Origin of the sequence: Pseudomonas parafulva (assembly GCF_002021815.1) — a bacterium.
GTDB classification, from domain to species: Bacteria; Pseudomonadota; Gammaproteobacteria; order Pseudomonadales; family Pseudomonadaceae; genus Aquipseudomonas; species Aquipseudomonas parafulva_B.
The window spans coordinates 1,665,695-1,692,479 of the sequence record NZ_CP019952.1 but is presented as its reverse complement, the minus strand read 5'-3'; the positions used below and the strand labels follow the sequence as shown (position 1 = coordinate 1,692,479).

Here is a 26,785-nt window from a genome sequence, read left to right as displayed (position 1 = left end):
TGGCTATTGCTCTTGCGGTTGCCCACCCTCCCGCGCCAAGGATTGACGCGTCAGTTCAAGCGCCTTGGCTTTGACTGCCTCATCACTGGCCTTGGCAATCGATCTGGCCTGGGCATCGTAGTCGGCATCCGTGAGGCTTTCACGCCCTTCGTAGAGCGCTTCCATTTGTTGCACGAACGGCTCGCGCACCTGTTCAAACATGGCTTGATGTTGCCGTTGCAGATATTCGAACCAGAAGCCGCGCTCACTGATGTCAACGGCCAGTTCATCGCTGGCCTCGGCCTCGCGAACTGCGGCTTCGGCCTCTGCCAGGTGTTGCTCCGTCACACCTGCAATGGTCCTGAACTGCATGGTGATTGGCTGGCCTGGCAGCTCAAGTGTGCTCGCCAGCCCCACTCTGTATGCCAGGCTGACTTCGACCTGATCGACCTCCGAGCCACTGGCCCCGCGGCTGCTCATGTCCCGTCGCGCATAGGCCTCCACCCGGTCCAGACGAAAGAACCTTCGCGCCAAGTTCAATAATTGGCCTTCTGCTTGATCGCCAGCTCCGGCCTCAAGCGAGGCGCTGAGCAATCTGGTCTCCAGCCAGCCGAAACTGGATATGACACTGTCCACGCACGTTCGAGGTTCACTGGCCAGGGTGAACATAAGCTCCCGAAGGGCTGTATTGCTTTCAATCCTGTCCATCAGGGCCCACAGCCTAGCCTCAAGGTCATCTCTGGCCAGGCGAAAATCACTGGTGTCGGTCAGTTCGCCGACGAGCCTGAAGAAGTCTTCGCTACCCGACTCGTTCAGTAAACGGTTCCACTGAGCGGTACGAGAGGCGCGTTGCGTCGGGTCCAGACGCTCGAGCCACTGGTTGAAGTGGTAGGCGTCGCCGTCTGGGCTGCTATCGCTTGCAGAAGTGCGGCTGGCGTCGATCCACAGATCGCGGTAGAGCGCAGGGAGCGGATTGCCGACCAGTGCCAATCGGTTACGCCAGCGAGTGCGCTGGGCTCTCAAGCTCAGCGGCAACTCAGCGATATGGTTGTCACGCAGATCCACATACTCCAGCGAAACCGCTTGATCGAGGTGAGTCGGAACTTGGGTCAAGCCTGTTCTGCGCAGACCAAGTTGGCGTAGCCGGGGTAGTCGGTTCATCTCGATCGGGATGGCGCCGATGGTGTTATCGCTCAAGTCAAGAACGCTCAACCTCGGGATGCCGGCCAGCAACCGGAAACCAGCATCGCCGATGCTCAAACTGTTTTGTGAAAGGGTCAGTTCGGTCAACTCACGCAACTGAGACAGCCCCTGAGGAAGTTGAGTCAGCGCGTTGTTGTCCAGATTCAAGGTCAAGATGCCTCGAAACGGTGCGAGAAACTCTCCGGGAAGATCGGTAAGGCGCATGTTGACCAGAGAGAGCTCGCTGACGTGGCTGAAACCTTGCGCCGCGCTCAAGTCGGGCAGCTCGCCAACACCGATCCCCGATAGCGACAGCGCCATGCCTTGATCCCCATTGGCATGACGTCTGCCCGCGTACCCCTGAAAGCGCCAGCAGCGCCGTAGCTCGTCCGCGACCGTTCGCCGCAGCGCTACATCTGCTGCAGCTGCAGGTTGTGCTGTCCATTGCTCCAACGTCAGATCCAGGCGCGAATAATCGTTCTCGAGCTCAAGCAGAACCGTGAAAGGCGAACCAGGCTGCTCTTGGAGCACTTGCAGGAACCGCTCCAGATTCTGCGCGCTGAACCCAGGAAAAAGGCTACGGACGCGGTCCTGGAGCGTGCGTTCAGCCAAGTGATTCGCGCTGGCGCGACCACTCAACAGGTAACCGAAACGCCGGTCAGCCAGGCGCGCTGGAGCTCGGAAAGTGGGTTGGTGCACCTGCATGCCCATCAGTTCCTGCACAGCCTCCCTGCGTGCCGGTAGTCTCGACTGCAAGCTTGCCCGCATCTGTTGTACGCCATTGGGCCCTGACCAGCCAAACCGCTCAAGCTCGGCTTCAGGTAAAAGCTGCCAGAGCCTTTCCAAAAGCCCGCCAGGCCCTGAAAGGCTGTCTGAAGACAATTGGCCATGCTCGTAGAGCGACACCTGTCCTTGCTTCCAAACTAGCATCTTCACCTGTGCAGAATCGTTGACCGGGTACAGCTCAGCCATCACCCGCCCGGTGGGGGAAGACTCACGAATCTGAACATTGCAAGCCAACGGCCATGCGGGCTCCGTTCGCAGCAGCCCGAAGACCAGCGACGGCATATCAGGGTGATAAGCATTGTTCAGATACAGGCTCTGCAATGCACGACAGGCGCGAGCCTCCTGCAATGCCAGGCGTGCCTTTTCGGCAAGTGCCAGATCAATACGACCGCGCTCGAGTAGTCGTTGGCGCTGGTCAGCAGAAGCATTGGCTATCACATCTTCGGCATAGCGCGCAGGCAAGCCAGGAAAAACACGTCTGATTGCCGCGGCTTCAGGAGAGAGGACAAGTTCGTCCGTCAGGTGGCTCATCAGCCCCTGGCGCAGGGTGGGTGCATGCGCGAGCATCGATGCGGTTAATGACGAAGGTTCACGCTGAGGCTCGGTCAACGCACCGACGCACCACTGCAATAGACGTGGGTCACCGCTACCGTGATCGTCCGTGAATGTGGCAAAGAAGCTGTCGATTCGCGCGTCGGCCTCGAAACGCTCCAGCGTGTCGCGCAAGCTGACAGGCAGCGCCCGTTGTTCACCCACCAGCCGACGTAACGAGGTCTGATCCACATCAGCCACGTTGAGTATCTGCGTCAGGCGTGCCGAGTCCAGCTCGACAGGTACGGGCCATAGATGCCCCAACAAGGCTCGCTCGCCCTCCCACATTTGCGGCCGCTGCCATTTCAGACGCCAGCCCTGCTCGCCGTTCCAGCTTAGCGCCGGCGCGAACCCTGGCTTACCGTCGTTGCGCACCAAGCGCCAGGGGTGGGACTCGGTTTTGCGGCTGACTTCGTAATAGTTGCCCTCGTGAAGCCACCAGTGAGTGTCGCCGTGCCTAAACAGCCCATCCCGACCACGCATGGCTTGGCGAGGCACTCCTACCGCCCGGTAGGGCTTGAGGTCTTCAGCCCATAATCGAGAAGCGCCATCCTCCTGTTCGACCGGCATCATCTCATCAACAAAAGCACTGCGCTTGAAGCCGCGTGCCACGGCCTCACCACCCGTTGCCATCAGCGCAGTGACGGCTACCGTTTCAGCCACGCCCAGCACATGCTCCAGCGCTTCATGCTGATGGCCCCGTGACCAGTCGTGTACCGCGGCCATGACTTCACTCAGCACCTCGGTCACCGTAGCGGCCAGCATCAGCGCCCCCAATTGAGGTACGAACAATGCTGCCATTTGAGTCAGGTTCAGCCCGACTTGCTCGAGCGTGCGCAGCCGCTCAAGCCTTTGCAGCCGATCCACGTCTGCAACCGGCACCAGAAGAAAACGGGCGTCTGCCTTGATACGGGCCACTTGCAACTCGGCCATCTCCGGAAAAAGCAAGGCACGGGCGACCTTGCCTGTCACTTCAAGATCGGGCACGGCGTCGCTCAGACGTTTTTTCAGTGCTGCCTGAAACGCTATCCGAGCGTCGGCCGCGACCTGGCCCAGCAGGCAAGATGCGTGCTCAGGTTGCCTGAACAAGCTCGCCAAGTGGGCGTTGAGACTTGTCAAGTTCGCGAACTGTCGCAAAGGTTGGTGAGGGAGATAGAGCAAGACCCCTCCAGCAGGATCCGCCGAGCCGCCCGACGAGTCATTCGAGCGCTCGAAGATCAGCCCTCCGACCATGGCGTGCCCAAGCACATGAAGATGCTTGGGTACGACCGTGGGATGCCGCGGATCGGGTACTGGCACCTCTCCCAGGGTGTATTCGAAGCTGGTGACATCCGACTCAGGGACCTCCCCCCGTATCCCTGCAAGCTCCATAGCAAGCGCAACCCTTTTGCGCACACTCTGAGCAAGGAGCGTTACGGCGGCATCGTCGAAGAAGGTCTGCAGGTAGGCTTGGTAGCGCTTGCCTGTATCCACCGAACGGCAAACCCCCGCCAATTTCGCGCTGTCTACCAGGAGCGGCGCATTGGGTGACATCCCATGTGCCCCCGAGATGATGCCGCTGCGCGCATCGAAGCTCGATCCGGCCGGAAAATTCTGCATCAGATGGGTGATGGCCGGATGAAACGTGTAATGGTCACGAAGCCCTTCACCACCAAGCATGCTGTAGTAGTCGAGGCGCTCACGCCAGAGGGTATGGGCTAGCTCAACAGATACTCCGAGCTTCTGCTTTATCGCTGTGGTCAGCGTCTGGCGCGCGAACGAATCTGGGGAAAGCAGGCGCTTGAACATGGCTTCCAGCCGCTGCTCGACCCAGCGATTTTCCTCTACGCGCTTGCGTAGACTCTGTATCTGCTCTAAAGAGGCTGCGTGCAGCCAGGAAGGAAGCTGTTTGTCAATAAAACTATCGGTATGGTTTGAGGGCGTAACGAGGCTGACCATCATCGGCTCCAGGTAGGTGACTACACCGCACCTTTGCCGAGTTTTCGAGATTAAAGCAGTTGGAAGTCAGCCAGTGGGAATCCTGCCTTGCGCCCGCCTTGACCCAGCTTTTCAGGGGTGACCGCCAGGGCCAATCCCTTCTTTGCGACGGCCGAGCCCCTGGCGAGTCATTGCGGAAGTTGAACCCGAGGCTTGCTCGAGGCAAAAATCGCCCAACTGGAAATGAACAGTGCTGCGATCAGCGGGCCAATAACGAAACCGTTAAGACCGAATACCGACAGGCCGCCCAAGGTGGAGACCAGGATCAGGTAATCTGGCATACGGGTATCCTTGCCGACCAGAATAGGCCTAAGCACGTTGTCGACAAGGCCGATCACCAGCACGCCAAATGCGGTCAGGATCACACCTTGCAAGATCGCCCCGGTCATCAGGAAGTAGATCGCCACCGGCCCCCAGACGATGCCTGCACCAACGGCGGGCAGCAGCGAAAGGAACGCCATCATCACCGCCCAGACCAGCGCGCTGGGGATCCCCAGTATCCAGAAAATCAAGCCGCCCAGCGCTCCTTGAGTGATGGCCACTAGCACGTTGCCCTTGACCGTGGCACGCACCACACGCTTGAACTTCAACTGCAGGCGGCGCTTCTGGTGTTCAGGCAGTGGCACGGCCATGCGCACCTTGCGCACCACCTCGGCACCTTCGCGCAGGAAGAAGAACAGCAGGTACATCATGATGCCGAAGCCCACCACGAAATCGAATGTGCCCTGGCCAAAGCTGAAGGCCTGGGTAGCCAGGACCTGGCTGCCTTGGGAGGCCCAGGTGGTGATCTTGTCACGCAGGGCTTCCAGGTTGCCCATGCCCAGGTTATCCAGCGCGTTCTGGGCAAACGTTGGCAGCATGTCCTTGCCCCGCTCAACATACCCTGCGATGTCCAGCTGGCCGCTCTGAATGCGTTGATACAGCGTTGCCCCCTCCTGCACCAGCAGGCCGCTGATGATGATCACCGGCAATACCGCCACCAGTAAGCAGATCAGCGTGGTCACGGCAGCGGCCACGTTGCGGCGGCGCCCGAAGCGCATGAGCAGGTTGCGTTGCAACGGCGCGAACAGGATGCCCAGGATTACTGCCCAGAAGATGGCGCCGTAGTAAGGCAGCAAAATCCAGACGAAGGCAACGGTCACCAGTGCCAGGAGCACCGCCAGCGCCTTGTTCTGCAAAGCAGTTTCGTTCATTTCCGGTCCTCGGATGGGTTCTGGGGTATTAGTGCGTGGCGCTGGGGTAAAAGTGCCACCTGCCCCTTGATTCAGATCAATAAGGCCGAACCGCAAGCGGCTTAGCATCCGCGCCCTTTACCCGGTGTATTCATGACTTCTGTTGCCAAGCCCGAATTGCTGGCGCCTGCCGGCACGCTCCACACCATGCGCTATGCCTTCGCCTACGGTGCTGACGCGGTCTATGCCGGTCAGCCCCGCTACAGCCTGCGGGTGCGCAACAATGCCTTCGACCATGCCAATCTGGCGTTGGGCATCCAGGAGGCTCATGCGCTGGGCAAGCGCTTCTATGTGGTGGTCAACATCGCGCCTCACAATGCCAAGCTCAAGACCTTCCTCAAGGACCTGGCGCCTGTGATCGCCATGGCACCGGACGCGTTGATCATGTCCGACCCGGGCCTGATCATGCTGGTACGCCAGCACTACCCGCAGATGCCGGTGCACCTCTCGGTGCAGGCCAACACGGTGAACTGGGCCAGCGTGCAGTTCTGGCAGCAGCAAGGCATCAGCCGCGTGATCCTGTCGCGGGAGCTGTCACTTGAAGAGATCGAGGAAATTGGTCAGCAAGTACCTGGCATGGAGCTGGAAGTCTTCGTGCATGGGGCGCTGTGCATGGCCTATTCAGGCCGCTGCCTACTGTCGGGCTACCTGAACAAGCGTGATGCCAATCAGGGCACCTGTACCAACGCCTGCCGCTGGAAGTATGACGTCACGCCGGCGACCGAGAGCGTCACCGGCGATATCGTGCACCACGTGCAGCCGACGCTGGGCCAGGGTGCGCCCACCGACCAGGTGTTCCTGTTGCAGGAAAGCGAGCGTCCCGGTACCGAAATGCCCGCGTTCGAAGACGAGCACGGCACCTACATCATGAACGCCAAGGACCTGCGGGCCATCCAGCACGTCGAGCGACTGGCGCGCATGGGCGTGCACTCGCTCAAGATCGAGGGCCGCACCAAATCGCATTTCTACTGCGCACGGGCCGTGCAGTCCTACCGCAAGGCCATCGACGATGCGGCCAATGGGCAGCCTTTCGACCGCACCTTGATGGACAACCTCGAGTCCCTGGCGCAACGGGGCTACACCGAAGGTTTTTTGCGCCGTCATGTGCACGATGAGTACCAGAATTACCAGCGCGGCAGCTCGGTGTCCGAGCGCCAGCAGTTCGTGGGTGAACTGACTGGGCTGCGGGTAAATGGTTGGGCCGAGGTCAAGGTCAAGAACCGCTTCGCCCTGGGCGACCATCTGGAGCTGATGACACCTCGCGGCAACTACCACTTCGACCTGAATCAGCTGCACAACCGGCAACAGCAGCCCATCGAAGTCGCACCCGGGGATGGCCATGTGGTGTATCTGCCAGTCCCTGAACAGGTGTCGTTGGCGTTCGGGCTACTGATGCGCGACCTACGCAATGACCAAGCCACTGGCTGACGAAACTGTAATGCGCCGGTCAGCAGGTTGAAAGCCAGAGGGGGCGACCCTGCCGCCTTGCACGTTTGGACCAGGCCGTGCGCTATGCTGGCCGCAGGTCACACGTTTATAAGGAACTTGTCCATGCTGCGTTCAAATTGCCTGGCCCTTGGCCTGTTGACCTTCACCGCCCTTGCACAGGCCACCGACACCATCGACGTCTACCGCGACCCCCACTGTGGTTGTTGCAAAGCCTGGATCAGTCACCTCCAAGAGAACGGCTTTACCGTGAACGACCATGTCGAACCAGACATGAGCGCCGTCAAGCAACGCCTGCAAGTACCGCCGCGCCATGCGTCGTGTCATACCGGGGTCATCGCTGGCAAGTTCGTCGAAGGCCATGTCCCCGCTACCCACGTGCGTGAACTGGTTAGCCGCAGTGATCTCAAGGGCATGGCCGTTCCAGGCATGCCAGCCGGTTCACCGGGCATGGAAATGGGTGAGCGCAGGGATGCCTATCGGGTGATCGGTATCGACTCGGAGGGGAAAGATACAGTAGTCGCCGATTACTGACGTGGCGCCGGTTTCACGGTTGGTAACACCTTGGGCCTCTATGGCCACTGTCCTGCTGCTACAGTCGAGTCTTCCTACTTGATCTGACATGGAGTGCCTCATGCTGCGTGCATCCGCCCTGGCCATGGTGTGCCTGGCCAGCGGCCCGGCCATTGCCGGCCAATCGCCTACCTACGGCGCACAGCTCGAAGGGTTTGACTACCCGCATACGCTCAAGCACTTCGACTTCGAATCACAGCGCCAATCGCTGCAAATGGGTTACATGGACGTCCCGGCGTCGGGCAATGCCAACGGCCGCACGGTCGTGCTCATGCACGGCAAGAATTTTTGCGCAGCCACCTGGGAAACCAGCATCGATGCCTTGAGCAAGGCAGGCTACCGCGTTATCGCCCCAGACCAGATCGGTTTCTGCACATCCAGTAAACCTGCGCACTACCAGTACAGCTTCCAGCAACTGGCCAGCAACACCCATGCACTGCTCGAGCACCTGGGGGTGAAGCAGAGCATCGTGCTGGGGCATTCGACCGGGGGGATGCTAGCCACCCGCTACGCCTTGATGTACCCGCAGCAGGTCACGCGCCTGGCCATGGTCAACCCCATCGGCCTGGAGGACTGGAAGGCCCTGGGGGTGCCCTACCGCACCGTTGACCAGTGGTATGCCCGCGAACTCAAGCTCGATGCGGCCGGGGTGCGTGACTATGAGCGCAAAACCTACTATGCCGGCCGCTGGAAACCTGAATATGAGCGCTGGGTGCAGATGCTGGTGGGCCTGAACCAGGGCCCAGGGCACGAGCGGGTGGCGTGGAACTCTGCCTTGATCTACGACATGATCTTCACCCAACCGGTTTATCACGAGTTCAAGGACCTGCAGATGCCAACCCTTTTGTTGATCGGTGACAAGGACACCACGGCAATCGGCAGTGACATCGCACCACCGCAAGTCAAGGCCAGGCTGGGCAACTACGCCTTGCTCGGCCCGCAGGTGGCCAAGCTCATTCCCAAAGGCGAACTGATCACTTTCGAAGGCATGGGCCACGCGCCGCAGATCGAAGAACCCAAGCGTTTCAATCGCACACTGATCCAGTGGCTGGATCGCTAATCGTGCGTGGCTGCATCAGGCGAAGCGCTGCAGCTGCATTTCACGCAGCCGGCTGAGGGTGCGCTGGTAGGGGAAGGCGAGATACCCCTGCGTGTACAGCGCCTCGAGCGGCACCTGTGCCTCCAAGTACAGCGCCACACGGCGGTCGTAGCATTCATCGACCAAGGCGATGAAGCGGCGCACGGCATCGTCCTTGGGCGAGAGTGCCGGCAAGTCGCGGTCGCCCGCTAGCACACGGGAGGCGCCGTCCTCTGTGCCACGGGCGATACGCCCGGCCTGTTGCTGACCACTCAGCGCCGGTATGTCCGCGACCAGGATCGCCGCGAAACGGTCGCACAGCGCCATGAATTCCTGGGTAGCCATCGGCTGTTCGCACAACGCGTCGAAACGGCACCAGATGGCCTTCGCACTTCGGCGCACCACCTGCACCTGCCGACTGCCCAGCATGAGGGGCTGGTCGGTGCCTGGGTCGTCCGGGCTCAGTCGCTCGAAGACCGCGGCAAGGTGACTGCCCCGGTCGTCGGTGACCCAGTAGCGCTGGCACGGCAGGCCCGGGTGTTGCCGATGGTCTTGCTCGCCCGCTACCGGCAGCACACGCATGTGCCGCTCGATGGCAGCGATGGCGGGCAGGAAGCGTTCGCGGTTGAAGCCATCGCGGTACAGTTGCCCTGGCGGCTGGTTGGACGTGGCAACCATCACCACGCCCAGGTTGAACAGCACCTGGAACAAACGGCCGAGAATGATTGCGTCGGCAATGTCACTGACGAACAACTCATCGAAGCACAGCACGCGGATTTCGCTTCCTAGCTCCTGCGCCAGCGCCATAAGGGGATCCGCCGTGCCATTGAGCTGAAACAACCGACGGTGCACCCAAGCCATGAAGTGGTGAAAATGCTGGCGGCGACTCGGCACGGTCAGGCACCGGTGAAACTGATCCATCAACCAGGTCTTGCCCCGCCCCACTGGCCCCCACAGGTAGAGGCCCTGGCTGGATCGTCCACGTTCGACAGCCTCGAAGCAGGCCTGCAGCGCCTCGATGGCGAGGCGCTGTGCGGGGTCAACGACAAAGCCCTCGGTTTCCAGGGCTTGCTGGTAGCGTTGCAAGGGTTCGATGGTCATGGCGCATTGTACCTGTCGCCTCCTTGCCGACGACAGCGCGGCTTCAGTCAGGCCGCGCCAGGCCCACCTTCAGCAGCTCGCCATCCTTGGCATCGGTCAACACGTACAGGTAACCGTCCGGCCCTACCCGAACATCACGAATGCGCGCTTTCATATCGCCCAGCAGGCGCTCCTCGTGCACCACCTTGTCGCCCTTGAGCTGCAAGCGGATCAGCTCCTGCGTGGCCAATGCGCCGATGAACACGTTGTGATCCCATGCGGTGAATACGGGGCTGTCATAGAACGCCATGCCGCTGACACCGGGCGACTTCTCCCACACGTGGTGCGGATCGACCATGCCATCTACATGTTTACCCTTGGCCTCTGGTATGGGCAGCATCGAATAGTTGATGCCGTGGGTTGCGATGGGCCAACCGTAGTTCTTGCCCGGCTTCGGGATGTTGATTTCGTCACCGCCACGGGGGCCGTGTTCGTTGGTCCACAACGCGCCCGTCCAAGGATTCAACGCAGCGCCCTGCTGGTTACGGTGGCCAAACGACCAGATTTCGGGGCGCACGTTCTTCTGGCCATAAAATGGGTTGTCCTTGGGAACCTCGCCATCTGGCAGGATGCGCACGACCTTGCCCTGCAGCTTATCCAGGTCCTGAGCCGTCGGGCGCTGATTGTTCTCACCCAGGGCGATGAACAGATACCCGTTGCGGTCGAACACCAGGCGCGACCCAAAATGATTGCCCTCCGACAACTTGGGTTGCTGGCGGAAGATAACGGTGAAGTTTTCCAGGCGGGCACGATCGGTCGACAGCTGGCCACGGCCCACAGCGGTCCCGGCCTTGCCGTCGCTGCCCTCCTCGGCATAGGACAGGTACACCGTACGGTCCTGGTCGAACTCGGGCGACAAGGCCACATCCAGCAGGCCGCCCTGGCCCTCGGCCCAGACTTTGGGCACGCCACTGATGGGCGGGCCGACCTTGCCCTCGGCATTGATCACGCGCAGGTTGCCGATGCGTTCGGTGACCAGCATGTCCTGGCCGCCAGGCAGGAACGCCAGCGCCCACGGCGTACGCAGACCGTTGGCCACGGTATCGACGGTAAGGGTGCCGTCTTCACTTTTGAACGTCTGCTGGGCAGCGGCATGGGTTAACAGAGGCGCTAGTGCAGCAGCGGCCAGGGTAACCAGCCAGGTTGCTCGGGACATGCGAAGTTCCTTTGACAGATACGGGATGCTGGAGTCAGGGCGCGCGCGGGTTGTCCCGCGGGGGCCGCGTAGGTTCCAGATTGGGCGTTCGCTGCTGACGGCGCAGGTTCTCACCGTTGCCGATGCCGCGGTTCTCTACCGTCGGGGTGCGCGGCACGGGCTGGGTAGACGGGCCGCGCACAGGCGGCGTCGCCGGGACGCTGCCCTGACGGCTGTTGGGGTTGGCGCGTTGCACGGGGCTGTTGTAGGGGTTGTTGCCATTGGCGGCAATGTGCAGCCACGGCTGCGCGGTCGCATGGGTAGGTAACCAAACCGCCATACCTATTACCAACAACGGTAGTGTCAGTTTCATGCTTCACCTCCGTACGAAAACGCCTGGCCTGGTGGCTTTGATAGCCTACGGCCCAAAGGGTTCGAGTCAAAAGGCTTGGCGACGCCGCAGGTGATTCACGATGTTTCAACCAGCGCCCCTTGATCGGGGCGCCGGCGTTGCCTGGGCCGAGCGCATAAGCCTTAGTACGCAAGGCTCCAGGTCAGCGTGTAGGTCCTGCCTCGCCCTTGGTAATCGTAGAGGTAGGCAGGCCCGTAGGTGGGCGAGTAGAACAGCGTCGCCCGCTGGCCCCACACAGTGCTGTACTGCTTGTCCAGCAAGTTCTGGATACCTGCGCTGAAGGTGCCGTAGTCGGTGTCCTGGCTGCCCAGTAAATCGAGCGTGGTATAGCCATCGATCTTGTGTTGGGCATCGTCCTTCAAGCTGAAGGCCCGATTGGCCTGCAACCGCGCACTGCGCCCGTCATCCTTCCAGCCAACGAACGCGGTGGCTTTGGACAAGGAAGCATAACGCGCATCACGCTTGCGCCACCCGCCGCCGTCTGCCTCTTCCTCGGAACGGGTGAGGTGCAGCGTGCCGCCGGCTTCCCAACCTCGGTCGAAGTGGCGGGTGAGTGCCCCTTCGAAGCCAAAGTCGCGACTTTTCTGGTCTTCGACGTCAATGGTGAGGGTTTGCGAATCCACATTGATGATCTTGTCCGACCAGATGTAGTACAGCGCGGCTTGAGCGTCCCACTGCACGTCGGCATAGCGCCAGCCTAGCTCCACCTGGCGGCTCTTGATCCCGGCCAGCGGGTTGTCCCCGACACTAAGACCAGGTTTGCCGTAATACTTGGCCGGATCGGGCAGGTCAAAGCCTTCGCCGTAGTTGGCCCACAGCTGGTGGCCGTTCTTGAAGTCGTAGATCGCCCCCAGGTTGTAGAGATTGACCTGATAGTCGTTACTCCCACCTGGAACGCCCTTGTAGTCACCCACCTCCACATCCATCTGCTGGCGCCGGGCGCCGCCGGAGAACGTCAGGTTGTCGGTGGCGCGCCATTCAAGCTGGCCATACAGCGAGACCCCATCGATCACGTAGCTGGGGTAGCGCGCAGCCTTGCTGGCCTTGTCCAGGTCCAGCCCGCCGCTTTCAGAGGACACCCGCGCATCGAACACGGTCTGGTCAGCGTTGAAACGTTCGCGGTCAATGTCCACGCCATAGGTGAATTTCAGCGTGTCCCACTGCTTGGCGAACAGCCCTTTGAGGCTGGTGACCTCGAAGTTCTGCTGCGAGGCTGCAAAATACACACCGCGCGAGCCGGTCGGTGTACCACGGTTGTAGTACGGGAACGGGTAGAAGTTGTTGTTTTCCTTGCGGTAGGAAGCCTGCAGGTAGAAATCCTGGCCCAGCACATCATTGTGGTGGTAATTGGCATTGAGCAGCACGCGCCGGGTGCGCGGGTTCAGGTCGGACGAGTACCCGCTGCGCAACTGGGCCTCTTCGAGGTCGGAGGGGCCATTGTAATTGAGGTTGGGAAACCAGATGCCGGTGCTGCCATGGTTGCCGGAATCGTAGTACTGGGCCAGCAGGTCAAGGCTCTGTTGATCATCGAACTGCATGCCCAGGCTGCCAAGCAGGTCCAGGGTGCGGTTGTATTGCAGGTCGGTCTGGGTATTGTCAATGAAGATCTGATCGCCTGCTCCATCGTAGAACGCCTCGTTCTGCTCGCCGGACACACCAAGACGCGCATTGAACCGCTCGTTGCCACCGCTGATCGACTGGGCGAAGCGGGTCGCCAGATCATCGCTGTTGTTGAAACCGCTGCTGGCGCCGAGCTGGGTTTCGAAACGCGCAGGGCCTGCCTCGCCCTTTTTTGTCACGATGTTGATGATGCCCCCGGTCGCACCGCCCCCGTAGATGGCGCTGGCGCCGGACAGCACTTCGACGCGCTGCACGTTGAAAGGCGAGATACTGTCGAACTGGCGCGACAGGCCTCGCGAGCTGTTCTGGCTGACGCCATCGATCATCACCAGCACGCTGCGCCCACGCATGTTCTGCCCGTAGTTGGTGCGCCCCTCCGGCGCCAGGTCAAGGCCAGGCACCAGTTTGCCGATGGCTTCCTTGAGGCTTACGCCACTGTCGATCTGCTCGCGCAGTTGCTGCTGATCGACCACCCACACGGTGCCTGGGATCTCGCTGATGGCAGTACTGGTGCGCGAGGCCACGCTTACTTCAATCGGCTTGAGGTTGATGGCCTGCAGGGAGGTATCGTGCTTGCGCAGCGTCACCGTCCGCGCATCGGTGAACTGCCAGCTCAAGCCGGTGCCTTCGAGCAACCGCTGCAAGGCTTGCTCGACACTGTAGGCGCCCTGCAGGTTCGGGCTCTGCAGGCCAGCCACGTCAGCGGTGGTGTACAGCAAATGCAGGCCGGCCTGATCGGCAAAGCGCGTCAACGCCTGGTCCAGCGGCTGCACCGGGACATCCAGCTGTACCTGCGCGGTCTGCACATATCCCTGCTGTGTTGCAGCAGCGACGTGAGCGGGCAGCGCGCCGGCCAATACGGCCAACGCGCCGCACGACATCAACACAGGTGGCAGAAAACGGCAGCGGCTATTCGAGAGCGTGGGCATGAGAGGCACAAGAAAGCTTCCAGGCGAGTCGTGAATGGGAATGGTTTGCGGCTTAGCCCCACTACGACGATCCAGCCCACGAGAACTTGCAGTGCCGATGAAAAGTTTTTTCGGTAGGTTTCGACAGGGCCGCTTTGAAGATCAATACACCACGGCGAGCCACGGCAGGTAGGTGACTTTCAGGCCATACCGCTGCTCCAGGGTGCGCAGCATGGCATGCGGATCATCCAGGTCGAACACGCCACTGACCTCAAGGCCCGCTAGCTGTTGATCCGACAACACGATACGCCCAAGGCGATAGCGCTCAAGCTCAGCCAGCACTTGGCCTAGAGGCTTGCCATTGAAGATCAACTTGCCCCGTTGCCAGGCCAGTTGCGCATCGGCATCGGCCGCTACGCTCAAGGCTTGAGCGCCCTGCCGCGCAGCACCCTGGCCAAGGACCACATGCCCGTCGCGCCGCACGCTGAACCTCGCCCCGGTGCCGTTTACCGGCAGCCCTGCCGTTTCGACCACGAAAGGACGGGCCTCGGCGGACGTCTCGAACAGCGCCTCGCCAGCCACTATCACCACCCGACGTGCGTGCGCGTCGAATTCCACCTTTATGGCACTGGCGCTGTTGAGGGTGACGCGGGTGCCATCGGGCAAGGTGAGCATGTGCCGCTCGCCGGTACCGGTGTGATAGTCGGACAACCATACAGGTGCCTGCTGCCACGCCAACCAACTGCCCAGCATCAACGCCATGCACGCCGCGACACCGGCCTTCTGCAGCCATCCCCGGCAATGCCGCAGCGCCTGTCCGATGTACTTGGCCACCATGCTTTCGGACACGCCGAGCCTTTGCGCCACCTGCCTTTGCGTCAACCCTTCCACGCGATTGAGCAACAGCGCCTGGCGCGCTTTGGGGGGCAGTTGCAGCAGAGCCTGATCGAGAATCTGCAGGCGCTCGCTGGCCAGTAACGCCGCCTCCGGTGCCGGCGCGCCACAGGCCACGTGTACCATGCCCTCACTGTCGTCGTGGCAGGCGGCAAGGCGCTGGTCACGACGCAGGGCATCGATCGCAATGTTTCCCGCCACGCGAAAGATGAAGCTACGCGGGTGCAGCACCGGCACAGCGTGCACATCGATCTGCGCAAGCCTCAAGTAGGTTTCGTGGGCAACGTCCGCAGCGCGCTGGCGATCACGCATGCGCCGGGTCAGAAACTGCAACAAGTCGTCATAGTGTTCCTGGAAACTTGCCAGCAGGCCCGGCACGTGAGACGTCAGCATGGTTAGGCAACTACACAGTAAGAGAAATTATCGGGCGTTAATGAGAAACAGTATCTTTCATCTCTACCGACACTTTCAACGCTGCCGAGCATTTGCCACACTGCCGGACGATTCTTTCCAAGGCCTCGCCCATGACCCTTCGCCCTTCGCTCATCACCCGTCTGCTCACTGTCCTGCTGATGTCGGCGACCTTGGGCGCGTGCGCGCTGTTGCAACCCCGGGATCCGGTTTCGATCAGCGTGATCGGCTTGGAGCCCTTGCCTGGACAGGACCTGGAGTTGCGCATGGCGGTAAAGTTACGGGTGCAGAACCCCAATGAGACGCCGATCGAGTACAACGGTATTGCAGTGAACCTGGAGGTCAACGGCCAGCCATTGGCAGCGGGCGTCAGCGACCAGGCCGGACAGATTGGCCGGTATGGCGAGGCGGTGGTCCAAGTGCCGGTGAGCATCACCGCATTTGCGTTTCTGCGCCAGGCCTATGGGCTAGGCAAGCTGAACGCGCTGCAAGGCCTGCCCTACACGCTGCGCGGCAAACTGGCCAGCGGCCCTTTCGGCACGGTGCGGTTCAGTGACAAAGGCACGCTGGACCTGCCCAAGGGCGACGAGTGGTAAGACGGCACATGCACCCGCTCAGCGAGCGGCGCTGGCAGCGGCCATGAGCTTGTTGACTTCGCTGCGCACCATGCTGGCGTATTCGGGCGGGGTCATGTTGTCCAGCTCATTGCGCACCCATTCGGCCCACTTGCCCTTGCGCCGAGGTTTTTCGGCGATAAGCCGGGCCGCCTCGCCCTTGGCCTTACCCAGGTTGGCCTGCCACATCTCGAACAGCCGGGCTTTCTCGGCCTCGATCTGTGCCCGTTCCTCGTAGCTCATGTTGGCCAGATTGAAACTCATGAATCACCTGCCTGATGGAAATGACCGGTATCTTACACCAAGGCGCCAGCGCCCACTGCGAGGCAACTTTTCTGGCGCACGAGTATCCATTGTTCTAACGACCCGTCCAGGAGGAGCATGGCATGGCCCGTAAAAATGCCGCAGTACCCGACAGCGACCAGATCAAGGACCAAGTATTCAGCGAGCTGCAGGCGCTGATCGAGGAATCCGAGCGGTTGCTCAACGACAGCGCTGCGCTGGTTGGCGAAGAGGCCGAAACCCTGCGCACCCAGATCAGCCTCAAGCTGCGTCAGGCCCGGGAAGCGGCCGGCAACCTGCGTGACAAGGCAAAGCCCATGGTCGCGGCCACCCAGGACTACATTGGCGGCCACCCGTGGCAGACCGTGGCACTTTCAGCGGGCGTTGGCCTGGTGGTGGGCCTGCTGCTGGGCCGGCGCGACTGACACCTATCCTGCCGCCTGCTGTGCTCAGGCGGCCAGTGCCAGCGGTATACCGCTGTGAAAACGCAGCTCTTGATCCGGTGAGGCGATGAGTTCCGCTTCAGCGGCGCGTACCAGTTCAACCCGGCGCGCAATGTCCGCCTCATCGCCATAGTGGTGCGCCAACTTCAGGTAGCCCTGATAGTGGCGCGCTTCACTCTTGAGCAGGCCGTGATAGAAACGGCCCAGTTCTTCATCCAGGTGCGGCGCCAGGGCCGCGAAGCGTTCGCAGCTGCGTGCCTCGATAAATGCCCCGACCACCAGCGTATCTACCAGCTTGACCGGCTCGTGGGCACGCACCAGACGACGCAGGCCCGAGGCGTAGCGACCCGCCGACACAGGGCGCAGGGGTATGCCTCGGCGCTTCATCAGCCGCAAGACCTGCTCGTGATGAACCAGCTCCTCGCGCGCCAGGCGCGACATCATGTTGATCAGGTCAACATGGGTGTTGTACTTGGCGATCAGGCTCAATGCCGTGCTGGCCGCCTTGAACTCGCAATTCTTATGGTCGATCAGCAGTGTTTCCTGATCGGCCAGCGCCGCCTCGATCCAGGCATCGGGTGTAGGGCAGCCCAGGAAGGCGTCGATTTCAGGGATCAGGGACATAAACGATACGACCATACAGAGACAGACAGGGGCGGCGATTATAGCGGCGGCAGGCAACGGCGTCAGTGGCTATGCTTGATGTGCATCAAGCGTCAGCGCCACGCGCGCGGCCTATAGTCTGGCACCGCCTGCCCACGTTCCAGGGAGTACACGCCCATGCAAGCCGTCCGCAGCATTCTCGTCGTCCTTGACCCTGAGCACGCCCACAGCCGGGCGCTGACGCGCGCCAAGCTGATCGCCAGCGTCACTGACGCGCGCCTGCACTTGTTGATGTGTGACAAGCGCCGCGACCACAGTACGCTGTTGAGCCTGCTGGGCAAGCAGTTGCAGGAAGACGGCTTTGACCACGTCACCCATGAAGCGGCGTGGCGAGACAACCTGCATGACACCATCATCCACGTGCAGCAGCGCGAAGGCTGCGAGTTGGTGATCAAGGAGCATCGCCCCGACAATCCGCTCAAAAGGGCCCTGCTCACCCCTGCCGACTGGAAGCTGCTGCGCGCCTGTCCGTGCGCGGTGCTGATGGTCAAGAGCGAGCGCCCATGGACCGGCGGCAACGTACTGGCGGCGGTGGATGTGGGCAACCAGGACGAAGACCACCAGCGCCTGCATGCCAGTATCGTCGACCACGGCTACGAGATTGCCAGGCTGGCCAAGGGGGCGCTGCATGTGATCAGCGCCCACCCATCGCCGATGCTGTCGGCGGCCGACCCTGTCTATCAACTGAGCGACACCATCGAACAGCGTTATCGCCAGGCGTGCGCGGCTTTCCAGGCACAGTACGGTATCGCCGGCGATTGCCTGCACGTGGCTGAAGGCCCGGCCGATGTGCTCATTCCCCATACGGAAAAACAAATGGATGCGGTGGTGACGGTGATCGGTACCGTGTGCCGCACAGGGCTTACCGGCGCGTTGATTGGCAACACCTGCGAGGTAGTACTCGATGCACTGGAGGGGGATGTACTGGTGTTGAAGAGCGAGGAGGCGATGGCGCATCTGGCGGATGCAGCACGATAGTGAGCCGCATGCAGCCCCCTGTAAGAGCGGCCTAGTGCCGCGATGGGCCGCAGCGCGGCCCCGGCAATATGCGCTGCGAAGCTGAAATTCTGGGGCTGCTGCGCAGCCTATTGCGGCCGGTCCGGTGCCCCAGCAAGGCCGCCAGACGGCACCTCGCCAGCCGTGTACTAGATGACAGCTAACACCTTCTAACCCAACGCCTCCTTAACCTTAGGATCCAACCCCTCCCCCGCATTGGCCTCGATCCATTCTCCCAGCTGCCGGCGCATGGCCGGCGTCCAGAAGTTGTGTAGATGCTGGCGAACGCCCTGCACAGCCAGGTCCCGATTCGGCTCGCTGTCGAAGTAGTGGGCAATCTGGTTGGCCATCTTCACCAAGCTGTCCTGGCTCATTGGCGCACCTCGGCTTTCTCGACAGATCGGCGCTCCTGCAACAGCCGACGCTGTTCGTCACTGAAATCCTGGTAACGCTTTTGCCACTCAGACGGCTGGAACACTTTGACCACCTCAACTGCCGTTACCTTGTATTCGGGGCAGTTGGTCGCCCAGTCGGAATTGTCGGTGGTGATCACGTTCGCGCCCGACTCCGGGAAGTGGAAGGTGGTGTAAACGACGCCTGGCGCCACGCGGCTGCTGACCTTGGCGCGCAGCACGGTCTGCCCGGCACGGCTGCCGATACCGACCCAGTCACCGTCCTGGATGCCACGGCTTTCGGCATCGGTCGGATGGATCTCGAGGCGATCGGCATCGTGCCAGGCGACGTTGCCCGTGCGCCGGGTCTGGGCACCGACGTTGTACTGGCTGAGAATGCGCCCGGTGGTCAGCAGCAGCGGATAGCGGCTGTTAACCTTCTCGTCGGTCGGTACGTACCCGGTCAGCATGAACCGCCCCTTGCCCCTGACGAACTGATCGATGTGCATGGTGGGCGTGCCATCGGGCGCTGCATCGTTGCACGGCCACTGCAGGCTGCCGTGACGCTCGATTTCGGCGTAGCTCACCCGGCGGAAGGTCGGCGTCAAGCGGGCGATCTCATCCATGATCTCGGAGGGGTGACGGTAATTCATCGGGTAGCCCAGCGCATTGGCCAATGCCACGGTCGCTTCCCAGTCGGCCTTGCCCGCCAGTGGCTCCATGACCTTGCGAACCCGCGAGATACGGCGCTCGGCGTTGGTGAACGTGCCGTCCTTTTCCAGGAACGAGCTACCCGGCAGGAACACATGGGCGAACTTGGCGGTTTCGTTGAGGAAAATGTCCTGCACCACCACGCACTCCATGGCCAGCAGGGCGGCGGTAACGTGCTGGGTGTTCGGATCGCTCTGGGCGATATCCTCGCCCTGGCAGTACAACGCCTTGAAGCTGCCATCAAGGGCCGCTTCGAACATGTTGGGGATGCGCAGGCCCGGATCAGGGTGCAGCGTCACACCCCAGGCCTGCTCGAACTCGGCCCGTACACCCTCGTTGGAAATGTGCCGGTAACCGGGCAGCTCGTGAGGGAACGAGCCCATGTCACAGGAACCCTGGACGTTGTTCTGCCCACGCAGCGGGTTGACGCCTACCCCTTCACGACCGATGTTGCCAGTGGCCATGGCCAGGTTGGCAATGCCCATCACCGCGGTGCTGCCCTGGCTGTGCTCGGTCACGCCCAGGCCATAGTAGATGGCCGCGTTGCCGCCGGTGGCATACAACCGGGCCGCGGCGCGAATCTGCTGCGCTGCAACGCCACACACCTGGCCCAGCACTTCGGGGGCATTTTCCGGCAGGCTGACGAAGTCGCGCCAGCGGGCGAATTCTGTGGTTTCGCAGCGCTCGTCGATAAAGTCCTGGGCCAGTAGCCCCTCGGTCACGATCACATGGGCCAGGGCGTTGAGCATGGCCACGTTGGTGCCGGGACGAAGTTGCAGGTGCAACTCGGCCCGGGCATGGGGCGAATCCACCAGGTCGATGCGGCGAGGGTCGATCACGATCAGGCGAGCGCCTTCGCGCAGACGGCGCTTGAGCTGTGAACCGAACACCGGGTGCGCATCGGTCGGGTTGGCGCCGATAACCAGCACCACATCGGCCTTCATCACCGAATCGAAGCTCTGCGTACCGGCCGACTCGCCCAGCGTCTGTTTCAAGCCATAGCCGGTGGGGGAATGGCAGACACGCGCGCAGGTGTCGACGTTGTTGTTGCCGAAGGCCGTGCGCACCAGCTTCTGAACCAGATAGGCCTCCTCGTTGGTGCAGCGGCTGGAGGTGATACCGCCAATGGATTCCCGACCATACTTGAGCTGGATGCGGCGCAACTCGCTGGCGGCGTAGGCCACCGCCTCGTCCCAGCTCACTTCCTGCCACGGATCTTCCAGGCGCTTGCGAATCATGGGTTTGGTGATGCGGTCCGGGTGCGTGGCGTAGCCCCAGGCGAAACGGCCCTTGACACAGGCATGGCCGTGGTTGGCCCCGCCGTTCTTGTCCGGGACCATGCGCACCAGTTGGTCGCCCTTCATTTCGGCACGGAACGAGCAGCCAACCCCGCAATAGGCGCAAGTGGTGATCACCGCACGTTCCGGCTGGCCCAGTTGCACCAGGCTTTTCTCGGTCAGCGTCGCGGTCGGACAGGCCTGCACGCAGGCACCGCATGACACGCACTCGGAGGTCAGGAAATTATCGCCGCCTGCCGCCGCCACCCGGGATTCGAAGCCACGTCCGGTGATGGTCAGGGCAAAGGTGCCCTGGATGTCCTCGCAGGCACGCACGCATCGGCTGCAGACGATGCACTTGCTGGGTTCGTAGTCGAAGTACGGGTTGGAAATGTCCTTCTTTTCGGCCAGATGGTTGGCACCGTCATAGCCGTAGCGCACCTCGCGCAGCCCCACCTGCCCGGCCACGGTCTGCAGTTCGCAGTTGCCGTTGGCCGAACAGGTCAGGCAATCGAGGGGGTGATCGGAGATGTACAGTTCCATCACGTTACGGCGCAAGCCCGCCAGGCGCGGCGTTTCGGTGCGCACGACCATGCCTTCGGTGACGGGCGTGGTGCAGGAGGCCGGGTAACCGCGCATGCCCTCGATTTCCACCATGCACATGCGGCAGGAGCCGAAGGCTTCGAGGCTATCAGTGGCGCACAGCTTTGGAATGGTCGTGCCAAGCATGGCGGCTGCACGCATCACCGACGTGCCAGCAGGAACGCTGATCGCGCGGCCGTCGATGTTCAGGCTGACCTGCACTTCGCTGTCACGGGCTGGCGTGCCCAGGTCGGTTTGCGGATCGAAGATATGGATCATTGCGCGGCCTCCGCTTGGGTCAGCCCGAAATCGGCAGGGAAATACTTGAGGGCGCTGGCGACCGGGTAAGCGGTCATGCCGCCCATGGCGCACAGCGAGCCGTACTGCATGGTGTCGCACAAATCGCGAAGCAGCAGTGCCTGGTCATGGCGCTCGGTGATGTCATCGCTGGCAATCAGCCGGTCCACCACTTCCATGCCACGGGTCGAGCCGATACGGCACGGGGTGCACTTGCCGCAGGACTCCTCGGCACAGAACTGCAAGGCGAAGCGGGCCATGCTGGCCATGTTCAAGGTGTCGTCGGCCACCACCACACCGCCGTGGCCGAGCATGGCGCCCACGGCCGCGAAGGCCTCGTAGTCCAGCGGCGTGTCGAAATGGCTGGGGGGTACCCAGGCGCCCAACGGCCCACCCACCTGGGCGGCCTTCAGCGGCCGGCCACTGGCCGTGCCGCCGCCGTAGCCCTCCACCAGTTCACGCAGCGTCAAGCCGAAGGCGCGCTCCACCAGGCCGCCGTGGCGAACATTGCCGGCCAGCTGGAACGGCATGGTGCCCAACGAGCGGCCCATGCCGAAATCGCGGTAGAACGGTGCTCCCTTGGCCAGGATGACAGGCACCGAGGCCAGGGTCAGCACGTTGTGCACCAAGGTCGGCAGGCCGAACAGGCCTTCCAGCGCCGGGAGCGGCGGCTTGGCGCGAACGATGCCGCGCTTGCCTTCGATGGACTCGAGCAGCGCGGTTTCTTCACCGCAAATGTAGGCGCCTGCGCCCACGCGCACTTCGAGGTCGAACGCCTTGCCGCTACCGGCCACATTGGTACCCAGGTAGCCTGCCTGACGTGCGATGACGAATGCCTGGTCGAGTGTGGCGATGGCGTCCGGGTACTCCGAGCGCACATAGATGTAGCCCTTGTCGGCACCCACCGCCAGGCCAGCGATGATCATGCCCTCGATCAACAGGTACGGGTCGCCTTCCATCAACATGCGGTCGGCGAAGGTGCCGGAGTCGCCTTCGTCGGCGTTGCACACCACGTACTTCTGGGCAGGCTTGGCGTCGCGCACGGTGCGCCACTTGATGCCGGCAGGAAACGCAGCCCCGCCACGACCACGCAGGCCGGAATCGAGCACGGCAGCCACCACCTCGGCGCCGTCCATGGCAACGGCCGCTTCCAAGCCGGCAAAGCCGCCATGGGCGCGGTAATCATCCAAGGACAAGGGGCGGGTAATGCCAGCACGCGCGAACAGCAGGCGCTGCTGGGTCTTGAGGTAAGGCATGTCTTCCACAGGCCCCAACGCCAGCGGATGGTTTGCCTGCGAACCGATCATGGCGTCCAGCAGGCCGGGTACATCCTGCGGCGTTACCGGTCCGAAACCCTGCCGGCCCTGCTCGCTGTCGCACTCGAGCAGCGGCTCGAGCCAATAGAGGCCACGGGAACTGGTACGCCGAATGTCCAGCTGCACATTGCGCCGCTCGGCCTCGCGCTGCAACGCCTCGACCACCTGGTCTGCGCCGACGGCACGGGCCACCGAATCACGGGGTACATGGACCTTCAGCATGCGGCGCCCTCCTGGCAACCTTTGACCAACTCGCGTAGCCGCTCGGGCGTGAGCCGGGCGTGCACCTGACCGTCCAGTTCAAGGGCTGGCGAACAGGCACAGGCGCCCAGGCAATAGACCGGGCGCAGGCTGATGGCACCGTCGGCGCTGGTGCCATGGTCATCGAGCGCCAATTGCTCGCGCAGCTGCGCGGCCAGGGCCTCGGCGCCACGGCTCTGGCACGACTCGGCCCGGCACAGGCGCAGGGTGTGCCGGGCTGGCGCGGCAGTGCGGAAATCATGATAGAAGCTGATGACGCCCTGGACCTCGGCCCGGCTCAGGTTGAGTGCGTGGGCGACCTCGCCGACGGCGGCATCGGGAATGTACCCGACAGCATGCTGGATGGCGTGCAGTATCGGTAGCAGCGCACCAGGGGTTTCTTGGTGATCGGCCACGATACGTTGGACAGCGGGCAGGTGGAGCATTTGATCAGGCATACAGCGGACCTCGGCATCACGGCCCGCCCCTGTTGTTGTACTGGCGGGTTCCGGCGTGTTCTGCTGCGGCGCGCCAGCCACGTCACGGGTGCGTGGAGCAGGCGGCCTCCTTGCCATCGTCCATGCGTCTGCGCGCGGGTCCAATGGCATCCTGCAAGCATGGCACTTGCTGCACCGGAAGGTTGCGCGCGAACGACCAGCCGCATTCTGAAACCGACGTCCCACGGCTTTACGGGCTGATCGAGCTTCGGGCTCGCCAGCACGCGCTTGTGCCCCCTGACGGTCAAGGACGTGCGAAAACCGCTTCCCAGGCACCTGCCACCGACACGTGTGGCCAGAACCGGCTCGACTCCCCTTGGCGCTACGTTTAAGCTGGCGCCTTTTCCTACGCATGGAATCGCGTTTGTCTAGCACATACCAGGGAAGCTGCCTTTGCGCGGCAATCGGTTATGAACTGCTCGGCCCGCCCAAGGCCGTGAGCCACTGCCATTGCAGCCAGTGCCGCAAAGGCCATGGGGCTGCCTATGCCTCATACGGCAGTGTGCCGCGTGAGGCGCTGCGCATGCTGCGCGGCGCTGACCAGCTTGCGGCCTATGCCTCATCCCCCACGGTCCTACGGCAATTCTGTGCAGCCTGCGGCTCGAGCCTGTTCTGGTCACGCAATGCAGGCCAATACGCCGATTGGATCTCAATCGCCCTTGGCACGCTCGATACCCCCTTCGTACCCACACGTGATACCCACCTGCATCTCGACGCCGCGGCGCCATGGCACCTGCCATCGACCCTGTCGAACGAGATTGACTCACTGAAAAGGAAGCTCAATGCGTAAACTCAAACTCGCCCTCGCCGCCCTGCCGTTTTTCGTCATCGCCGGTTGTGGCAACGACGCCCTGGAAGGCACCTACGAGCAAACCACAACCGTGATGGGTATCCAGAGCCCGAAACAGACCTGGGAGTTTTCCAAGGACTCCATCATCACCAACGGCAACAAGCTGAAGGTGGATGAATGGGAGCGCAAGGATGACGTGGTCACCGCGCGCAACAAAGATGGCATGGCGCTGATCAACGTACGCGTGCTCGACGGCGGCAAGCGCCTGGAGGCCGTCGGCGGTAGCGACATGGCCAAGAACGTCTTCGTGCGCGTCGACTGAAAGCCCTCGCGCCGCCCACCGCAGGTAAGTGCACCACTGCGGTGAGCGGGGCATGACACGCTACAGATCGTCTACGCCCTGTTCAGAGCTTGAAGGTGCTGACCATGTCGTTGAACGAGATGGCCAGGCGGGACAGCTCCTGGCTGGATGCGCTGGTTTGATGCGCACCGGCCGAGGTCTGGGTCGACAGGTCCTGGATGTTGATCAGGTTGCGGTCCACCTCGCGGGCCACATTGGCCTGCTCTTCGGACGCCGTGGCGATCAGCAGGTTGCGGTCGTTGATCTGGGCGATGTTCCGGGCGATCCGCTCCAGCGATTCCCCGGTCGCCTGGGCCAAGGCCTGGGTGCTATCGGCCAGGTTTCGGCTGTTGCCCATGGCCTTGACCGCATCGTCGGCACGGGCCTGAACGCCTGTGATCATGGCTTCGATCTCGCCCGTTGAGGCCTGGGTACGCGCCGCCAATGCCCGCACTTCGTCTGCCACCACCGCAAAACCTCGACCCTGCTCGCCAGCCCGCGCCGCCTCGATGGCCGCGTTGAGCGCCAGCAGATTGGTCTGTTCGGCAATGCCGCGGATCACATCGACCACCTTGGCGATGTCGCGCACGCTACCGGCCAACTCCCCAACGATGACCGTGGACTGTCCGATTTCGCTGTTCACGCTGGTTATGGCCTGCACGGCTTCGCGCGCCTGGTCACGGCCACTGGCCGCTTCCTCGGACGTCTGCCGGGAGGCTTCGGAGGTGGAGGTGGCGTTGCGTGCCACTTCCTCGACCGCCGCACTCATTTGCGTGACGGCCGTGGCGGCCAGCTGAATTTCATCATTCTGGCGCGTGAGCCCGCGGGTGCTCTCATCGGTGACGGCGTTGAGCTCTTCGGCCGCGGAGGCGAGCTGATCCGCTGCGTTGGCGATTTGCTCCAGGGTGCGCTTGAGGCCTTGCTGCATGACCCCCAGGGCGTTTAGCAGTTGGCCCGTCTCGTCGGCGTGACCTGTCGCCACGGGTTTGCTCAGGTCGCCGCCTGCGATGCGCTCGGCCGTATTGACCGCCAGCGCGATCGGTTTGCTGATGACCCGGCTGATGAACATACCCAGCAAAATGGCGGCTACGAACGCCGCACCGATACCCAAGTACAGGTTGAACTTGGCCGCCGCCTCGTTGTGTTTTGCAGCTCGCGCACCTTCATCGATCTGCCGGTTATTGGACTCGACCATGGTGGTCAAGTCGTCGAGCACGGTACGAAATGCCTGGTGCAATTCGCCGGCCATCAATTGCCTGGCTTCGGCCAAGTCACCTCGTGCGATGGTGGCTACCGTCCGATCCATGATGGCCTGGTAGGCTGGCCAGTCTTTTTCCATGCGATCGCCGGCAAGGCGTTCATCGTCGGACAACGGCGTTGCTCGATAGATCGCGAATGCCTGCTCGCTGCTCTGCCGGTTTTCTTTCATGGACGCAAGAATGGCAGCGCGTTCAGCTTCGGGCGCATTGATTGCGGTAGCCGCTACAAGCCGGTAAAGGTCCTGGCTCTGGGCAATGGCACTGGAACGCGCCTCTGCAACCTGGGCCACCGACACGAGATTGTTGGCAAATACACTTTGCAAACTAGACGAAAGCGAGCCGATTCCTTGGCTACCGACAACTCCTACACTCAAGGTGATCAGCGCGCACAGCGCGAAAGCGAGGTACAGCTTGACCGACAACCTGGCATCGTAGAACCAATTCATGAGTTAAACCCTGGAACGAAGTGAGAGAAAAACGAGCTGTCAGCCGCGCATCATGTCGGCCGCCTGCTCGGTAGCCTCCGTCGTGCGCGTGGCCAACTTGCGTACTTCATCGGCCACCACCGCAAACCCCCTGCCCGCCTCCCCGGCACGTGCTGCCTCGATAGCGGCATTGAGCGCCAGCAGGTTGGTCTGGCTGGCAATGCTCTGAATGGTGCCGACGATCTGGGTAAGCTTGGTGATGTTGGATTCCAGGGTGCGCTGGTGGGCTGCTTCGGT

General features: G+C 62.2%; 22 protein-coding genes and 2 pseudogenes. 8 read left to right on the top strand and 16 right to left on the bottom strand.

The window, feature by feature from the left end; translation table 11 throughout:
* Positions 1-3 precede the first annotated feature (3 nt).
* Complete coding sequence (locus B2J77_RS07555) at positions 4-4,479, bottom strand: NEL-type E3 ubiquitin ligase domain-containing protein (RefSeq protein ID WP_078478296.1); 4,476 nt, start codon at positions 4,477-4,479, stop codon at positions 4-6.
* Between the two features lie 164 nt (positions 4,480-4,643).
* The gene (locus B2J77_RS07550) at positions 4,644-5,708 is read right to left on the bottom strand and encodes an AI-2E family transporter (RefSeq protein WP_058639400.1); all 1,065 of its coding nucleotides are present in this window, start codon (positions 5,706-5,708) and stop codon (positions 4,644-4,646) included.
* A 132-nt stretch (positions 5,709-5,840) separates the two neighbouring features.
* Between B2J77_RS07550 and yegQ the strand changes: the two genes are divergently transcribed.
* The 3 genes from yegQ to B2J77_RS07535 all read left to right on the top strand — a co-directional run bounded on the left by yegQ (position 5,841) and on the right by B2J77_RS07535 (position 8,826).
* Positions 5,841-7,175, top strand: coding sequence for a tRNA 5-hydroxyuridine modification protein YegQ (yegQ, locus tag B2J77_RS07545; protein ID WP_058639399.1), 1,335 nt, complete (start codon positions 5,841-5,843; stop codon positions 7,173-7,175).
* 123 nt (positions 7,176-7,298) lie between these two features.
* The gene (locus tag B2J77_RS07540; protein WP_058639398.1) at positions 7,299-7,727 is read left to right on the top strand and encodes a DUF411 domain-containing protein; all 429 of its coding nucleotides are present in this window, start codon (positions 7,299-7,301) and stop codon (positions 7,725-7,727) included.
* Positions 7,728-7,827: 100 nt separating this feature from the next.
* Entirely contained in the window at positions 7,828-8,826 is a 999-nt protein-coding gene (locus B2J77_RS07535; protein WP_058605657.1) for an alpha/beta fold hydrolase, read from the top strand.
* Positions 8,827-8,841: 15 nt separating this feature from the next.
* On the opposite strand, the gene zapE is transcribed toward B2J77_RS07535, so the two are convergent.
* The 5 genes from zapE to B2J77_RS07510 form a co-directional block, all read right to left on the bottom strand.
* On the bottom strand, positions 8,842-9,945 hold the full coding sequence (gene zapE, locus B2J77_RS07530) for a cell division protein ZapE (protein ID WP_078478295.1): 1,104 nt from the start codon (positions 9,943-9,945) through the stop codon (positions 8,842-8,844).
* Positions 9,946-9,988: 43 nt separating this feature from the next.
* Complete coding sequence (locus tag B2J77_RS07525) at positions 9,989-11,140, bottom strand: PQQ-dependent sugar dehydrogenase (RefSeq protein ID WP_078478294.1); 1,152 nt, start codon at positions 11,138-11,140, stop codon at positions 9,989-9,991.
* 34 nt (positions 11,141-11,174) lie between these two features.
* Entirely contained in the window at positions 11,175-11,492 is a 318-nt protein-coding gene (locus tag B2J77_RS07520; protein ID WP_058639395.1) for a hypothetical protein, read from the bottom strand.
* A gap of 161 nt (positions 11,493-11,653) precedes the next feature.
* Entirely contained in the window at positions 11,654-14,080 is a 2,427-nt protein-coding gene (locus tag B2J77_RS07515; protein WP_058639394.1) for a TonB-dependent receptor, read from the bottom strand.
* 141 nt (positions 14,081-14,221) lie between these two features.
* The gene (locus B2J77_RS07510) at positions 14,222-15,346 is read right to left on the bottom strand and encodes a sigma-70 family RNA polymerase sigma factor (RefSeq protein ID WP_078478293.1); all 1,125 of its coding nucleotides are present in this window, start codon (positions 15,344-15,346) and stop codon (positions 14,222-14,224) included.
* A 131-nt stretch (positions 15,347-15,477) separates the two neighbouring features.
* Between B2J77_RS07510 and B2J77_RS07505 the strand changes: the two genes are divergently transcribed.
* Entirely contained in the window at positions 15,478-15,960 is a 483-nt protein-coding gene (locus B2J77_RS07505) for an LEA type 2 family protein (RefSeq protein ID WP_058639392.1), read from the top strand.
* 18 nt (positions 15,961-15,978) lie between these two features.
* Here the strand turns inward: B2J77_RS07505 and B2J77_RS07500 are convergent, their stop codons facing one another.
* The gene (locus B2J77_RS07500) at positions 15,979-16,242 is read right to left on the bottom strand and encodes a hypothetical protein (RefSeq protein ID WP_058605664.1); all 264 of its coding nucleotides are present in this window, start codon (positions 16,240-16,242) and stop codon (positions 15,979-15,981) included.
* Between the two features lie 122 nt (positions 16,243-16,364).
* On the opposite strand from B2J77_RS07500, the gene B2J77_RS07495 reads away from it, so the two are divergent.
* Complete coding sequence (locus tag B2J77_RS07495) at positions 16,365-16,685, top strand: DUF883 family protein (RefSeq protein WP_027914998.1); 321 nt, start codon at positions 16,365-16,367, stop codon at positions 16,683-16,685.
* Positions 16,686-16,709: 24 nt separating this feature from the next.
* On the opposite strand, the gene B2J77_RS07490 is transcribed toward B2J77_RS07495, so the two are convergent.
* The gene (locus B2J77_RS07490; RefSeq protein WP_058639390.1) at positions 16,710-17,327 is read right to left on the bottom strand and encodes a tRNA-(ms[2]io[6]A)-hydroxylase; all 618 of its coding nucleotides are present in this window, start codon (positions 17,325-17,327) and stop codon (positions 16,710-16,712) included.
* Positions 17,328-17,483: 156 nt separating this feature from the next.
* Between B2J77_RS07490 and B2J77_RS07485 the strand changes: the two genes are divergently transcribed.
* Entirely contained in the window at positions 17,484-18,344 is an 861-nt protein-coding gene (locus tag B2J77_RS07485) for a universal stress protein (protein WP_078478292.1), read from the top strand.
* Positions 18,345-18,532: 188 nt separating this feature from the next.
* Here the strand turns inward: B2J77_RS07485 and B2J77_RS07480 are convergent, their stop codons facing one another.
* The 4 genes from B2J77_RS07480 to B2J77_RS07465 are packed head-to-tail and all read right to left on the bottom strand — an operon-like array spanning position 18,533 to position 23,635.
* A complete protein-coding gene (locus tag B2J77_RS07480) occupies positions 18,533-18,736 on the bottom strand; it encodes a formate dehydrogenase subunit delta (RefSeq protein WP_058639388.1) in 204 nt (67 codons plus the stop codon).
* Entirely contained in the window at positions 18,733-21,603 is a 2,871-nt protein-coding gene (gene fdhF, locus B2J77_RS07475; protein ID WP_078478291.1) for a formate dehydrogenase subunit alpha, read from the bottom strand. Before fdhF ends, B2J77_RS07480 begins: the two co-directional genes overlap by 4 nt.
* On the bottom strand, positions 21,600-23,159 hold the full coding sequence (locus tag B2J77_RS07470; protein ID WP_058639386.1) for a formate dehydrogenase beta subunit: 1,560 nt from the start codon (positions 23,157-23,159) through the stop codon (positions 21,600-21,602). Before B2J77_RS07470 ends, fdhF begins: the two co-directional genes overlap by 4 nt.
* Positions 23,153-23,635, bottom strand: coding sequence for a formate dehydrogenase subunit gamma (locus tag B2J77_RS07465; RefSeq protein ID WP_058639385.1), 483 nt, complete (start codon positions 23,633-23,635; stop codon positions 23,153-23,155). The genes B2J77_RS07470 and B2J77_RS07465 overlap by 7 nt, the downstream gene beginning before the upstream one ends.
* Before the next feature lie 403 nt (positions 23,636-24,038).
* On the opposite strand from B2J77_RS07465, the gene B2J77_RS07460 reads away from it, so the two are divergent.
* Positions 24,039-24,464: a GFA family protein gene (locus B2J77_RS07460; protein WP_058639408.1), complete on the top strand. Its 426-nt coding sequence runs from the start codon at positions 24,039-24,041 to the stop codon at positions 24,462-24,464.
* Entirely contained in the window at positions 24,457-24,786 is a 330-nt protein-coding gene (locus tag B2J77_RS07455) for a hypothetical protein (protein ID WP_078478290.1), read from the top strand. Before B2J77_RS07460 ends, B2J77_RS07455 begins: the two co-directional genes overlap by 8 nt.
* 82 nt (positions 24,787-24,868) lie before the next feature.
* Here the strand turns inward: B2J77_RS07455 and B2J77_RS21855 are convergent, their stop codons facing one another.
* The 3 genes and pseudogenes from B2J77_RS21855 to B2J77_RS21845 form a co-directional block, all read right to left on the bottom strand.
* A complete protein-coding gene (locus B2J77_RS21855; RefSeq protein ID WP_409273809.1) occupies positions 24,869-25,732 on the bottom strand; it encodes a methyl-accepting chemotaxis protein in 864 nt (287 codons plus the stop codon).
* Positions 25,727-26,509, bottom strand: a pseudogene (locus B2J77_RS21850) (MCP four helix bundle domain-containing protein); the annotation flags it as partial. The gene B2J77_RS21855 and the pseudogene B2J77_RS21850, both read right to left, overlap by 6 nt.
* A gap of 63 nt (positions 26,510-26,572) precedes the next feature.
* A pseudogene (locus tag B2J77_RS21845) lies at positions 26,573-26,761 on the bottom strand (methyl-accepting chemotaxis protein); the annotation flags it as partial.
* Positions 26,762-26,785: the final 24 nt, after the last annotated feature.

Bases quoted from the DNA above. Each gene is read 5' to 3' on its own strand.
- B2J77_RS07555 (WP_078478296.1), bottom strand. From the start codon at position 4,479: ATGATGGTCAGCCTCGTTACGCCCTCAAACCATACCGATAGTTTTATT.
- B2J77_RS07550 (WP_058639400.1), bottom strand. From the start codon at position 5,708: ATGAACGAAACTGCTTTGCAGAACAAGGCGCTGGCGGTGCTCCTGGCA.
- yegQ (WP_058639399.1), top strand. From the start codon at position 5,841: ATGACTTCTGTTGCCAAGCCCGAATTGCTGGCGCCTGCCGGCACGCTC.
- B2J77_RS07540 (WP_058639398.1), top strand. From the start codon at position 7,299: ATGCTGCGTTCAAATTGCCTGGCCCTTGGCCTGTTGACCTTCACCGCC.
- B2J77_RS07535 (WP_058605657.1), top strand. From the start codon at position 7,828: ATGCTGCGTGCATCCGCCCTGGCCATGGTGTGCCTGGCCAGCGGCCCG.
- zapE (WP_078478295.1), bottom strand. From the start codon at position 9,945: ATGACCATCGAACCCTTGCAACGCTACCAGCAAGCCCTGGAAACCGAG.
- B2J77_RS07525 (WP_078478294.1), bottom strand. From the start codon at position 11,140: ATGTCCCGAGCAACCTGGCTGGTTACCCTGGCCGCTGCTGCACTAGCG.
- B2J77_RS07520 (WP_058639395.1), bottom strand. From the start codon at position 11,492: ATGAAACTGACACTACCGTTGTTGGTAATAGGTATGGCGGTTTGGTTA.
- B2J77_RS07515 (WP_058639394.1), bottom strand. From the start codon at position 14,080: ATGCCCACGCTCTCGAATAGCCGCTGCCGTTTTCTGCCACCTGTGTTG.
- B2J77_RS07510 (WP_078478293.1), bottom strand. From the start codon at position 15,346: ATGCTGACGTCTCACGTGCCGGGCCTGCTGGCAAGTTTCCAGGAACAC.
- B2J77_RS07505 (WP_058639392.1), top strand. From the start codon at position 15,478: ATGACCCTTCGCCCTTCGCTCATCACCCGTCTGCTCACTGTCCTGCTG.
- B2J77_RS07500 (WP_058605664.1), bottom strand. From the start codon at position 16,242: ATGAGTTTCAATCTGGCCAACATGAGCTACGAGGAACGGGCACAGATC.
- B2J77_RS07495 (WP_027914998.1), top strand. From the start codon at position 16,365: ATGGCCCGTAAAAATGCCGCAGTACCCGACAGCGACCAGATCAAGGAC.
- B2J77_RS07490 (WP_058639390.1), bottom strand. From the start codon at position 17,327: ATGTCCCTGATCCCTGAAATCGACGCCTTCCTGGGCTGCCCTACACCC.
- B2J77_RS07485 (WP_078478292.1), top strand. From the start codon at position 17,484: ATGCAAGCCGTCCGCAGCATTCTCGTCGTCCTTGACCCTGAGCACGCC.
- B2J77_RS07480 (WP_058639388.1), bottom strand. From the start codon at position 18,736: ATGAGCCAGGACAGCTTGGTGAAGATGGCCAACCAGATTGCCCACTAC.
- fdhF (WP_078478291.1), bottom strand. From the start codon at position 21,603: ATGATCCATATCTTCGATCCGCAAACCGACCTGGGCACGCCAGCCCGT.
- B2J77_RS07470 (WP_058639386.1), bottom strand. From the start codon at position 23,159: ATGCTGAAGGTCCATGTACCCCGTGATTCGGTGGCCCGTGCCGTCGGC.
- B2J77_RS07465 (WP_058639385.1), bottom strand. From the start codon at position 23,635: ATGCCTGATCAAATGCTCCACCTGCCCGCTGTCCAACGTATCGTGGCC.
- B2J77_RS07455 (WP_078478290.1), top strand. From the start codon at position 24,457: ATGCGTAAACTCAAACTCGCCCTCGCCGCCCTGCCGTTTTTCGTCATC.
- B2J77_RS21855 (WP_409273809.1), bottom strand. From the start codon at position 25,732: ATGCAGCAAGGCCTCAAGCGCACCCTGGAGCAAATCGCCAACGCAGCG.